Below are 12,630 nucleotides of genomic sequence, written 5' to 3' on the forward strand. Positions count from 1 at the left end.
CCGAAGAGTGCGAGAGCTTCAGCAAGCGCGAAACCTAGGAACGCGATTGGCTGTAGAACGCTACGTGCTTCTGGCTGACGTGCAACGCCGTTGATGTATGCAGCGAAGATAAGTCCTGTTGCGATACCCGGACCGATTGCTGCGAGGCCGAAACCAACAAGGTTGAGTGTGCCTTCCATTTATTTCTCCTTATTTCCTATTAGTGCTCGTCGGCAAGGGCGCCGGCGATGTATAGAGCTGCGAGCAGAGTAAAGATGTACGCCTGCAAGCATTGGACCATGAATTCAAAGAAGGTCAACACAATGCCGATACCGAAGGCAAATGGGCTGATCAACTTCAAACCAATAACACCTTGGAGTAGATGTTCTCCACCCAAGATAAACACGAGCAACAACAAGTGACCCGCAAACATATTTGCAAAAAGACGAAGTGAAAGTGTTAGTGGCCGCACAACAAAGAATGTGAGAATTTCAAGAGGTGTAATCAAAATGTATGCAGCTTTTGGAACACCAGGCATAAACAAGATTTCCTTGAAGTACTTAAACGCCCCTTGCTTGCGAATTCCTACGTAGTGGAAGACCAAATACGTAGACAACGCCAAAACATAGGGGAATGACACATGCGACATCGTTGGGAACTGGATGATCGGAATAATTCCAAAGAGATTGTTCACCAAAATAAATGTAAACAAGGTAAATAGGTATGGCACAAAACGCATGAATTCGTGACCGATGACCTCTTTAGCCAAGTTTTCACGCACAAATGAGTACACAGATTCACCAGCAAATTGGAACTTGCTTGGGACAATTGCTGCTTTGCGCGCAGACAAAATAAAGAATGTTGAAATCAAAATTACAGAGAGAAAGACAAGAAGAATTGGCTTAGTTGTGTATACATTGTCACCAAAAATTGGAGGGAGTTCGAAGTCTTTAGTGCTTGGTGGGACGAATCCTTCACCTTCAGCAGAACGCACTAGAACGCGCACGCAAACTCCTCACAGGCCAATTAATCTGTTCGATCTAACGGGAAGACGGAGCAACCTTATGGGAGAGGGGTTATTTATGAGAAATCGAAGCAGGGTAATTTGAGGTGGAGCAGGTCACTCGCGGCCAAAGCGCAGCCAGACCAGATAGATGGCCCCGCTGATTCCCACGAGCAGGCCGATCAGGGTGAAAATCCCCTTATCCAGCCACTTGTCCAACCCATAGCCGATGCCGCCCCAGAAAACCAGACCGGATAAGAGGTACCCAAAGATGGACCACATTGCATTTTCATCGCGGCTTGCCATGGTGACTCCTTCTAATCGTTGACGGACTTGTTGGTGACGGGCAGAGGTAAATGTAGGCGCAGTTTCATGTAACTGGCAATCTCTCCCCATAGCCAGGCGATCGTAAGAGCTACCGCAGTGACCCCAAAGGCGATTCGGTTAATAGTGGCCCGGTCTGTGTACTTGGAGATAGCCCATAACAAAATCCCCAAAGCAAAGAGCTTGGCAAAGTAAGAAAATAGCGCCATTGCCATCGTTGAAATTGGATCCAGATTACGAGTCATGCGTGAGACAGCGATGTGAATGACAAAGAAGATAATGACTACAAACTGTGCAAGCAGCGCGCCCCAAAAACCACTCTTCCCCTGAATAACTGCCGATACAGCAATTGCAACAATACTTACGATGAGCGTTGGAACAAATGCCCCTCGTAATAATTGCGACTCATTACTTGGCTGGCTCATGCCACGACCTTTTTTCTATATTTCATCACAGCTGCACTTAGTAATGCAAAAAAGAGCGCAGTCAATACAGCAATCCACCATGGGGCAAAAGCTAAAACAGTCACAGGAAATGCAATTGTTGCAGTCCATAAATACACGATCAACACAGTCTGGCCTGTGGAGTTACCCGCACTCAACAATCGATGGTGCAGGTGCAAGTTATCCGGTGCAAAAGGCGATTTTCCAGCTTTGATTCGACGACTGACCGCAAGTACTAAATCTAAGAATGGAATTGCAAGGACCGCAAAGGGAAGCAAAAGTGGCAATAAAGTCGGTCCTAATTTTTCTGCAGAGATTGCATTGGGATCAACCTGGCCAGTTAAAGTTATTGCAGATACAGATAGCAATAGACCGAGAAGCATCGAGCCGCTATCGCCCATGAAAATCTTTGCTGGGCTCAAGTTATGAGGCAAGAAACCAAGGCAAATACCAATTAAAACCGCTGTTATCAGCGATGGTGCCCCTGCGCGACTAAAGCCGTAATCAACGGCCAAAAGGTAGGCAAAGGCGAAAAAGGCAATGCCTGAAATCGCAACAACACCTGCTGCAAGTCCATCCATTCCATCAATGAAATTAACAGCGTTAATGACAACTAGAACAATGAGCACCGTGAGCAGCTGCCCGATGCTTGGGGGCAAGGTAATGACACCATTAATTGGCAGCCACAAGATTTGAATTCCATAGAGCAACAAAATACCAGCGGTGAAAACTTGTCCGGCAAGCTTTGTGAGCGCATCTAGTTCGAAGCGATCATCTGCCATTCCTAACAAAACAATTGACGTTGCTGCCAGAAATATTCCTTGAGCTTCATGGCCAATAGATTTTCCGACAAGAGGAAGATTGCTAACGATGAGGAAGGTAAGGGCCATTGCCGCCCACATCGCCACTCCGCCCCACCTTGCAGTTGGTGTGCTGTGAATATCGCGCTCTCGAATACCAGCAACTGCGCCAAATCGAACTGCTTGGGTACGAACTATCGGAGTAATCAAATAACACAAAGCTGCAGATATCAGCAGAGTTATTAAGTACTCGCGCATTACTAGGTGTTATGCCTGGTAGATAGGAAAACGCGCAGTCAATGCATGAACTTCACTCTTGATCGCAGTATGAGCTGATGCATCATCAGTTTTGATAGCACGTGAGATCAGCGTTGCGATCTGCTTCATCTCTTCAACACCCATTCCTTGTGTGGTTGTTGCAGGTGAACCAACACGAATACCGCTTGTGATGCCAGGCTTTTCTGGATCGTAAGGAATTGAGTTCTTGTTCATAACAATTCCTGCTGCCCCACATCGCTCATCGGCAACCTTGCCGGTAACGCCAGTACTGCGAATATCCATGAGAGCCAAGTGAGTTTGGGTGCCGCCAGATACTGCGCGCATCCCTTCTACTTCAAGTGCTGCTGCCAGTGCCTTTGCGTTAACGATGACATCTTTTGCATACTTTTGATAAGCAGGTGTTGCACACTCTGCGAGCGCAATTGCCTTGCCAGCTACTGCAGACATAATTGGTCCGCCCTGCATTCCAGGAAATACTGCCTTATCAATTGCAGCTGCGTGTTCTGCCTTAGCCAAAATCATTCCGCCGCGTGGTCCACGTAAAACTTTGTGTGTTGTAAATGAAACAACATCTGCAAATGGCACAGGTGAAGGAATAGCTTTACCAGCAACTAATCCAATGAAGTGAGCTGCATCGACCCACATAATTGCGCCAACTTCATCACAAATTTCGCGGATCTTTGCAAAATCAACAAGTGACGGATATGCCGTTGCACCTGAGCAAATCATCTTTGGCTTTGTTGCAATCGCTTGATCGCGCAGCTGGTCGTAGTCAATGAGCTCGTTATCTTGGCGAACACCGTATGACTCGATGTTAAACCACTTACCTGAAAAGTTAACTGGGGACCCATGAGTTAAGTGACCACCATGTGCCAATGACATTGCAAGAACGGTGTCACCTGGCTTAGTAAATGCTTGGTAGATCGCAACGTTTGCAGATGCACCTGAGTGCGGCTGAACATTTGCGTGCTCTGCGCCGAACAAGCTCTTTGCTCTATCAATGGCAAGGAGTTCAGCTGTATCAACCTCTTCGCATCCACCGTAGTATCGCTTGCCTGGATAACCCTCTGCATACTTATTAGACAAAGTTGAGCCAAGTGCGGCTAAGACTGCGCGTGATGTGAAGTTTTCAGATGCAATCAGCTGCAGGTTGGTCTGCTGGCGCTTGAGTTCAGATAAAAGAACCGCTGCGACATCAGGATCCTGCTGGGTTAATAGGTTGAAATCTGGGCCATAGAAAGTTTCGGACATGGCCAAATTCTATAGGGCTTGGGACTTACTCGCCTGTGGCGCCAGGAACGATCGCTTTGATTTCGGCTAGTGAGATGGCTCCCACGCGCAGCACCCGAACGCCGGTTTCATCAGCCTCAATAACTGTAGAAATTGGGCCTTTTCGAAGATTTCCATTATCAAACTTGAGTGCCACATCAGAATCTAAAACAAAGATGTCACCTAAGGACTTTGCAGGTGCCATCCCTTTACGCGAAGCACTTGCAATTGCCAATGGACCAGTTTGTGCAGCAAGTGCCTTTGCAAACTTTGCTCGCGGAATTCGCACGCTGACACGATCTAGTTGATTGTTATCACCAAGATCCCAGCTAAGGCCTAGCTGTGGTCGCAAGTTAAGTGAAACCATCCCAGGCCAAAACTTTTTCATCAACCCTTTTATCTCAGGTGTGACTTCGCGAATAATTCCTTCAGTTGTTTTAACGCTGCCAACAATTACTTGGGCTGCAGTAAACAACGGATCTCCACGCAAGACATGCATCTGTCGCACTGTGTCTGCTCTAAAGGCATCGCATACAAAGGCATAACTATTTTCCATTGGAATAATGATGATGTATCCGTCGGCAATCGCTTTGGCAGCCTTATTAACATGGCGAGTTAGTTCACCCTTTTTTAGATCAATATCTTTTGCCATGGCTACCTCCTCACCGCACTAGTCCAACGGGGTCGACCTACTAGGTCATCATGCAGGGCTATTTCTAGAAAATCTACTCCAAGTGCTGCAGCAATTGCTGAGCCTTGATCCTCTGTATGTTCAATTACCAAGACTCCCCCGGGCTTTAGCAAACGGCTAGCAGCGGTGATAAATATTTGTGGAATCTCCATTCCAGTTGGACCACCAAATAAAGCAATGTGTGGCTCGAAGCCAGCAACATCTCGTGGTAATTCTTGAGAATCTGGAACATACGGTGGGTTAGCAATGACAATATCGCACTTAATGCCTGGCAAGACATCTGCAACATCGCCTTCAACGACCCTAACATTTTCTGCAATAACTGAAACGTTTTTCTTTAGCCAGAACAAGGCTTCAGGGCTTTTTTCAACTGCAATAACCCTTGTTGTTGGAGCTTCTGTTGCAATTGCAAGTGACAGCGCTCCAGATCCTGCACCCAAATCAATAACACTTACCGGTGTTGGCAAGTTTTCTATGTGCTGCAAAACTGCTTCAACAAGTAGCTCTGATTCAGGTCGTGGGACCAGTACCCCAGGACCAACTTCAATATTTAAATATCTAAAGCCAGCCGTCCCTGTTAGATACTGCAGTGGTTCAAAATTAAGTCGCCGATCTAAAAGATCATAGAACTGCTCTTCAAGAACATCTTTATCTTCAATGCCCAGTAGAGTTGATTCAACCAAGACAGTGTTGTGTAGATCCATTCGAGATAAACCAAGAACATGAGCCAACAAATGCTCAGCATCTATTTCAGAAATACCAGATTCAGCTAATTGCGCTTTAGAATCGAGCAGAATCTGCCTAACCTTCATGTTAGTTAGCGTTTGCCAAACGCGCAGCTTTGTCGGCATCTAGCAATGTTTGAATCATCTCATCTAGATCCCCATTGAGGACAGCATCTAAGTTGTTAGATTTGTAATTAACACGATGATCACTAATACGATTTTCCGGATAGTTATATGTGCGAATTCGCTCTGAACGATCAACTGTTCTGACCTGGCTCTTGCGCTCTGCAGAGGCGATCGCCTCAGCCTTTTCTTGAGCATCAGCTAAAAGACGAGCACGCAAAATACGAAGGGCAGACTCCTTGTTCTGAAGTTGGCTCTTTTCATTCTGGCAAGAGACAACAATTCCGGTTGGGACGTGGGTTAAACGCACTGCAGAGTCAGTTGTATTAACTGATTGACCACCAGGACCTGATGAGCGATAAACATCTACGCGCACATCATTCATATTGAGATCAACATCTACCTCTTCTGCTTCAGGCAAAATAAGCACTCCTGCTGCAGATGTGTGAATACGTCCCTGACTTTCAGTTTCTGGCACGCGCTGCACGCGGTGAACGCCACCTTCAAACTTCAAACGCGCATAGGGAGATTCTCCAGGTGCTGCTACTCCCTTTGACTTAACCGCTACAGAAATATCTTTGTAACCACCCATTTCACTTTCGGTGGCATCAATGATTTCAACTTTCCAATTGTGCTTTTCGGCATAACGCATATACATGCGTAATAGGTCACCAGCAAAAATCGCTGATTCATCACCGCCCGCACCTGCTTTAACTTCCAAAATAACATCGCGATCATCATTGGGATCACGTGGCAATAACAACTCTTCTAACTTTAAAGCAGCCGCATCACGAGTTGCTTCAATTGCTGGAATTTCGGCAGCAAACTCTGGATCAACAGCGGCCAATTCTGCCGCAGCCAATAAATCTTCTTCAGATGACTTCCATGCTTTGAAACCCGCAACGACAGGACCTAGTTGGGCATAGCGTCGACCAAGCTTGCGCGCATTTGCTTGATCATCATGGATAGAAGGATCAGCCATCTTTGCTTCTAGCTCGGCGTATTCGCGCACCATCTCATGTGCTGATGCAAAGCGATCATTACTCATTGGCTGCTCCTTTCTATTTCGTAGTTAGTCCAAGGTAAGTTAGAGAAATAAAAAAACCGCGACCGCAACCCTCAAGGGCTGCGATGCGGTTTCTTTAGAAAGCTACTTTGCTTCTTTTTTACCGAAGCGCTCTTCGAACTTAGCCACGCGACCACCAGTATCAAGGATGCGCTGCTTGCCTGTGTAGAACGGGTGGCATACAGAACACACTTCAACATAAATTGAACCGCTTGCTACTGTTGAACGAGTTACAAACTTCTCGCCACAACCACAAGTAACTTGGGTGTCTTTGTACTCTGGGTGGATCTCTGGCTTCATGGTTATTCCTTATATTCGTGTTTGGGTCTCATTTCTGAGTGAACCAAACGGACGGTTAACAGACCCCAAGGGTAAGCGATAAGCCTACATTTGAGAAATTTACGCTTACTTTGAGTCGTCTGGACCCGAAGTTGTCTTCTGAATCTGCATCAAGAACTCAACGTTGGACTTAGTGCCCTTCATCTTCTCAAGCAGCAGTTCGAGAGCAGCTTGTGGCTCTAGTGCGTGAAGAACACGACGTAGTTTCCACACAATGTTGAGCTCTTCTGAACCCATAAGGATTTCTTCCTTACGTGTACCTGAAGCAACAACGTTAACTGCAGGGAAGATGCGCTTGTCAGCTATACGGCGATCAAGGATCAACTCCATGTTTCCAGTTCCCTTGAACTCTTCGAAGATAACTTCATCCATTCGAGAACCTGTATCAACGAGGGCAGTTGCAAGAATCGTGAGTGATCCACCATCTTCAATATTACGAGCAGCACCGAAGAACTTCTTTGGTGGATATAGGGCAGCAGAATCAACACCACCAGAAAGGATGCGGCCTGAAGCAGGTGCTGCGATGTTATATGCGCGACCAAGGCGTGTGATTGAGTCAAGAAGAACAACTACATCGTGACCAAGTTCAACAAGACGCTTTGCGCGCTCGATTGCAAGTTCAGCAATTGTTGTGTGGTCATCGGCAGGGCGATCAAAAGTTGAAGCAATAACTTCACCCTTAACGCTGCGCTGCATATCTGTAACTTCTTCTGGACGCTCATCAACTAGAACAACCATTAAGTGACACTCTGGGTTATTCGTTGTGATCGCGTTGGCAATTGCTTGAAGAACCATTGTCTTACCGGCCTTTGGAGGCGAAACGATAAGACCGCGTTGACCCTTACCAATGGGTGCGATCAAGTCGATCACACGTGTTGTCAGAATATTTGGCTCAGTCTCAAGGCGCAAACGCTCTTGAGGATAAAGTGGAGTTAGCTTTCCGAACTCAACACGATTACGTGCCTCTTCAGGAGTCATTCCGTTAACTGTTTCAAGAGTTATCAGTGCGTTGAACTTCTGCTTTGTTTCACCCTCACGAGGCTGGCGAACTTGGCCTGTAACAACATCTCCCTTGCGCAGACCGTTCTTTCGAACCTGCTGCAATGAAACATAAACATCGTTTGGTCCTGGTAGGTATCCAGCTGTGCGAATGAATGCGTAGCTTTCAAGAATATCGAGCAAACCACCTACTGGAACTAGAACATCATCTTCGCTAATAACTGGTTCGCGCTCTTCGCGTGGTGCACGATCGCGGTTTCGATCACGGTTGCGGTCACGTCCACGACCACGGTCATTGCGATCAAAGCGGTCATTACGACCACCACGGTCGTTGTTTGTCTGTGGTGCCGGTGATGAATCATCACCATCATCATCTGAATCCTGATTGTTTTGTGCCGGCTTTGAATCCTTCTTGCGGTTGTTCCGTGCTTCGCGGCGAGCTTCGCGTTCAGCCTTGGCATCATCGCGGTTCTTAGCCTGCAAGTCGGCAATCGCTTCGACAAGTGCGTCCTTTTTCATCTTTGCTGCGCCATCGACACCCAGTTGTGTTGCAACTGTCTTTAACTTTGGAAGGGTCATGGCAGCAAGCTCTGGACTTTGTGAGCGAACTGGTTCAATTTCTGTTGTCATGAATATCTTTTCACTATTGGTTCTAGGGCTTAAATCCTAAAGAACCTGGGATTTTTGTTTTTTGAAATTATCTGATGTGTTACTGGCCGCTAGATGTGCCGTTCAGATGTGTAAAGGTTAGCAGGATAGGGCGCAAAATCGCAAAATTAAGCGCTCACGACGCTTACGCCTGCGCGTGAAATGCCCAGAGAAATCATGTGGAACTTATCCCCTGCCGCCCGCTCTAACTCAGCAGCCTCTGATTCCCCACCTGTGTGAAGAACCAGCACTGTTGGACCCGCACCTGAAATGAAGGCTGCTACTCCGGCACTTCGAAGCTTTGTCATCAAGGCAAAGCTGTTAGGCATCGCATCCTTGCGATAGGCCTGATGTAAGTAATCTTGCGTTGCACCTAGCAATAGATCTGGACGGTGCTGTAATGCCTGAAGCAACACTGCAACGTTACTTGAGTTCTTGACCGCATCACTGTGAGGGATTGATTCAGGCAACATCTTGCGAGCTTTTGAGGTTGATAGCTCTGTTGATGTAACAAATGCAAGAACACCAATACGTGGATCAACTTCAAAGTTTAAGGATTGCGCAACAACATGACCGCGTTGGGATTCTTGCCATGCCAAGTTTGCACTGCCATAAATAGCAGCTGAGACATTATCTGGATGGCCTTCCATTTCATTGGCAATGTTCAACATATCTTCAGTCGACATGCGTTCATTGCCACCAAGAACAAGTGCTCGTGAAAGTGCTAAACCACCAACGATTGCTGCTGCAGATGAGCCAAGTCCTCGACCGTGTGGAATTACATTTAGTTGACGTAATGAAATACCGCGAGGGCGACCCCCTAAGAAATCAAAACCTTTATGCATTGCTTTAATAACTAAGTTCTTATCTGTTGTTGGTACATGGTCGGCGCCTTCACCAGTGACATCAATGTCGACACCGGGTTCATCCATCACTTGTGCCATATAACGATCATTCATATTGAGTGCTAATCCAAGGCAATCAAAACCAGGTCCTAAGTTCGCACTAGAGGCAGGAACTTGAACCTGAACAGGTTGTGCCTTAAATGTTGGCTTCATGGCTTTTACGCAAGTCCCAATGCTTTAGCTGCAATCTTCGCGTTCACTGGAACAACTACCGGCTTCTTGGCAGCCTCTAGTGCGTAAGGAATATCTTTTAAGCCATGTCCTGTAACAGTTATAACAATTGTCTTACCTTGCGGTAGCTTGCCAGCCTTCTTGTATTTAATGAGCCCAGCAAGACCTGCGGCAGATGAAGGCTCAACGAAAATACCTTCTTTGGCTGCAATGAGGCGGTATGCGCTCAAGATTTCACGATCAGTAACAGAGTCAATAACGCCACCTGATGTGTCACGGGCCTCGATTGCTTGCTGCCATGAAGCAGGATTACCAATACGAATTGCAGTTGCTATTGTCTCTGGATTCTTAACGATCTTGCCCTTAACAATCGGTGCAGCACCTGCTGCTTGGAATCCATACATCATTGGTAGCTTCGTTGAGAGACCATCCTTGTTGTACTCCTTATATCCCTTCCAATATGCAGTGATGTTTCCTGCATTACCAACAGGGAGCGCGTGAATATCTGGTGCATTACCAAGCATGTCGACAACTTCAAAACTTGCAGTCTTTTGTCCTTCGATTCGATATGGATTAACAGAGTTAACAAGTGCGACTGGATAATTCTCTGAAAGTTCCTTAGCTAGCGTTAAGCAATCATCAAAATTGCCATTGACCTGCAAAATTGTTGATTCATGAATAACTGCTTGTGCCAGCTTTCCCATTGCAATCTTGCCTTTAGGAATCAAAACAGCTGGACGCATTCCTGCCTTAGCAGCGTAGGCAGCCGCAGATGCAGATGTGTTTCCAGTTGATGCGCAGATAACAGCTTTTGCTCCATCCTCTGCTGCCTTTGAAATCGCCATTGTCATTCCACGATCTTTAAAAGAACCTGTTGGGTTTAGGCCTTCATACTTGATCCACACATCGTTTCCTAATAATTCTGAAAGATTGCATGCATAAATTAAGGGTGTTCCACCTTCACGCAGAGAAATAATAGGAGTCTTGTCGCTTACCGGAAGACGGTGACGGTACTCCTCAATAACTCCGCGCCATTGATGCGCTCTGCTATCTCTTTTTGTAAAAAGACCCATTAGGCAGATGCCCCCTCAACGCGAATTACGCTTTCGACTTTGCTGACAATTTCCATCCTCTTCAACTTTTCTACGCACGCATCTAGTGCATCCTCTGTTGCGGCATGTGTAACCACGATTAATTCAGCATCTGCGCCAAGACCTGATTGTCGAACTGTTTGGATAGAAACGCTTTCACTGGCAAATGTTTGTGCAATTGCGGCCAAAACACCTGACTTATCAGCAACATGTAGGCGCACAAAGAATTGAGACTTAACCGCGCCAATAGGAGCAATATCTAGGTCGGCGTAATCTGATTCACCATAACCAACAGTTGAATAAGCAGCATGGCGGGCAACAGCGACTAAATCACCAAGGATTGCTGATGCAGTTGGCGCACCACCTGCTCCTCGACCGTAGAACATCAGCTGGCCAGCAGCTTCAGACTCCACATAGACAGCGTTAAATGCGTTACGAACAGAGGCAAGTGGGTGGGCCATAGGCAAGATCACTGGATGCACACGAACTGAAATCTCATCTTTAACTGTTAGCTCTGCAATTGCCAGCAATTTAATGACACTGTTCATTGACTTCGCAGCAATGACATCCTCAGATGAAATATGTGTAATTCCTTCGCAATACACCTCATCGATTACAACTGTGCTGTGAAAAGCAAGGCTGGCAAGGAGCGCCGCCTTTGCTGCTGCGTCATGTCCTTCAATGTCAGCAGTTGGATCTGCTTCGGCATAACCAAGTGTTTGCGCTTCCTTTAGAACATCATCAAAGGCACGGCCTTCTTCATGCATCTTTGTAAGAATATAGTTTGTTGTTCCATTAACAATTCCCATGACACGAGTGATTTGATCACCAGCAAGTGATTCGCGCATAGAACGAATGATTGGAATCGCACCTGCTACTGCCGCCTCGTAATACAAATCCACACCAGCGGCATCTGCGGCGTTAAATAATTCATGTCCATGAGTTGCGAGCAACGCCTTATTTGCAGTGATGACAGATTTACCATTTTTGATCGCTTCAAGGATTAAAGCTTTAGCAGGTTCGATTCCACCCATCACTTCAATAATGATGTTGATGCTTGGATCTGAAACAATTGATTTAAGGTCAGTTGTAATTAAAGAGGACTCAACACCATCTCGCGCACCTGTTGTGCGAACACCAACTTTGCTCAACTTAAGCAGCGCTCCTGAGCGCTCCGAAAGCTCTTGCTCATCATCTTGGAGCAGGCGGGCAACCTGGCTGCCCACAACGCCGCAGCCAAGCATTCCAATTGTGATTGTTTTGACGCCCGAGTTCATGGCGCCATTCTTTCATAGATGACTAGATCGGCGTTAAATATCGAGGCGAAGCAGATCAGCTTCAGTCTCTCGGCGCACAATTACGCGAGCTTTTCCATCTTTTACTGCAACTACTGGTGGTCTTGGCACATGGTTGTAGTTGCTGGCCATACTGCGTCCATATGCACCAGTTGCAGGGACAGCTAATAAATCCCCTGGCACGATGTCATCAGGCAAATCAATCTCACGAATAACAATGTCGCCAGTTTCGCAGTGCTTTCCGACTAAACGGCTAGAAACATGAGCTGCGGTGCTAGTGCGATTAGCCAAAATTGTTGTGTATTCAGCGCCATAGAGAGATGGTCGAATGTTGTCGCTCATTCCGCCATCTACGGAAATGTAGCGACGATGGGTGCCGTTTTCTAAGGTCACATCTTTTACTGTGCCAACTTCATACAAGGTAAACATGGTTGGTCCCACAATTGCCCGGCCTGGTTCAATTGAAACTCTTGGAATCTG

At 46.6% G+C, this 12,630-nt stretch carries 15 protein-coding genes; all 15 read right to left on the bottom strand.

The annotated features are described in order from the left end of the window. The coding region (locus AC9UEY_RS03255; protein WP_509537746.1) for an ATP synthase subunit C-like protein at positions 1–179 on the bottom strand (179 nt) is incomplete at its 3' end. Between the two features lie 20 nt (positions 180–199). Next, positions 200–985: a F0F1 ATP synthase subunit A gene (gene atpB / locus AC9UEY_RS03260; protein WP_509537702.1), complete on the bottom strand. Its 786-nt coding sequence runs from the start codon at positions 983–985 to the stop codon at positions 200–202. Positions 986–1,099: 114 nt separating this feature from the next. Then, complete coding sequence (locus tag AC9UEY_RS03265) at positions 1,100–1,288, bottom strand: hypothetical protein (protein ID WP_509537705.1); 189 nt, start codon at positions 1,286–1,288, stop codon at positions 1,100–1,102. 11 nt (positions 1,289–1,299) lie between these two features. Then, positions 1,300–1,731 carry a Cg1360 family ATP-synthase-associated protein gene (locus AC9UEY_RS03270; RefSeq protein WP_509537708.1) on the bottom strand — a complete coding sequence of 144 codons (432 nt, stop codon included), beginning with the start codon at positions 1,729–1,731 and terminating at the stop codon, positions 1,300–1,302. After that, positions 1,728–2,807: a glycosyltransferase family 4 protein gene (locus AC9UEY_RS03275; RefSeq protein ID WP_509537711.1), complete on the bottom strand. Its 1,080-nt coding sequence runs from the start codon at positions 2,805–2,807 to the stop codon at positions 1,728–1,730. Before AC9UEY_RS03275 ends, AC9UEY_RS03270 begins: the two co-directional genes overlap by 4 nt. Before the next feature lie 9 nt (positions 2,808–2,816). Beyond that, entirely contained in the window at positions 2,817–4,079 is a 1,263-nt protein-coding gene (gene glyA, locus AC9UEY_RS03280) for a serine hydroxymethyltransferase (RefSeq protein WP_509537714.1), read from the bottom strand. A gap of 25 nt (positions 4,080–4,104) precedes the next feature. Next, a complete protein-coding gene (locus AC9UEY_RS03285; protein WP_509537717.1) occupies positions 4,105–4,749 on the bottom strand; it encodes an L-threonylcarbamoyladenylate synthase in 645 nt (214 codons plus the stop codon). Positions 4,750–4,751: 2 nt separating this feature from the next. Further along, entirely contained in the window at positions 4,752–5,600 is an 849-nt protein-coding gene (prmC, locus tag AC9UEY_RS03290; RefSeq protein WP_509537720.1) for a peptide chain release factor N(5)-glutamine methyltransferase, read from the bottom strand. 1 nt (position 5,601) lies between these two features. After that, positions 5,602–6,684 carry a peptide chain release factor 1 gene (prfA, locus tag AC9UEY_RS03295; protein ID WP_509537723.1) on the bottom strand — a complete coding sequence of 361 codons (1,083 nt, stop codon included), beginning with the start codon at positions 6,682–6,684 and terminating at the stop codon, positions 5,602–5,604. Between the two features lie 102 nt (positions 6,685–6,786). Beyond that, entirely contained in the window at positions 6,787–7,002 is a 216-nt protein-coding gene (gene rpmE / locus AC9UEY_RS03300) for a 50S ribosomal protein L31 (RefSeq protein WP_509537726.1), read from the bottom strand. Positions 7,003–7,107: 105 nt separating this feature from the next. Further along, complete coding sequence (rho, locus tag AC9UEY_RS03305) at positions 7,108–8,670, bottom strand: transcription termination factor Rho (RefSeq protein WP_509537729.1); 1,563 nt, start codon at positions 8,668–8,670, stop codon at positions 7,108–7,110. Positions 8,671–8,816: 146 nt separating this feature from the next. Next, on the bottom strand, positions 8,817–9,746 hold the full coding sequence (thrB, locus tag AC9UEY_RS03310; protein WP_509537732.1) for a homoserine kinase: 930 nt from the start codon (positions 9,744–9,746) through the stop codon (positions 8,817–8,819). Positions 9,747–9,751: 5 nt separating this feature from the next. Next, on the bottom strand, positions 9,752–10,837 hold the full coding sequence (gene thrC / locus AC9UEY_RS03315; protein ID WP_509537735.1) for a threonine synthase: 1,086 nt from the start codon (positions 10,835–10,837) through the stop codon (positions 9,752–9,754). Further along, positions 10,837–12,132, bottom strand: coding sequence for a homoserine dehydrogenase (locus AC9UEY_RS03320; protein WP_509537738.1), 1,296 nt, complete (start codon positions 12,130–12,132; stop codon positions 10,837–10,839). The genes thrC and AC9UEY_RS03320 overlap by 1 nt, the downstream gene beginning before the upstream one ends. 33 nt (positions 12,133–12,165) lie before the next feature. Then, positions 12,166–12,630, bottom strand: a 465-nt coding sequence (locus tag AC9UEY_RS03325) for a diaminopimelate decarboxylase family protein (protein ID WP_509537740.1), incomplete at its 5' end; no start/stop codon positions are given.

It is taken from the genome of Candidatus Planktophila sp. (assembly GCF_040402275.1).
GTDB lineage: Bacteria > Actinomycetota > Actinomycetes > Nanopelagicales > Nanopelagicaceae > Planktophila.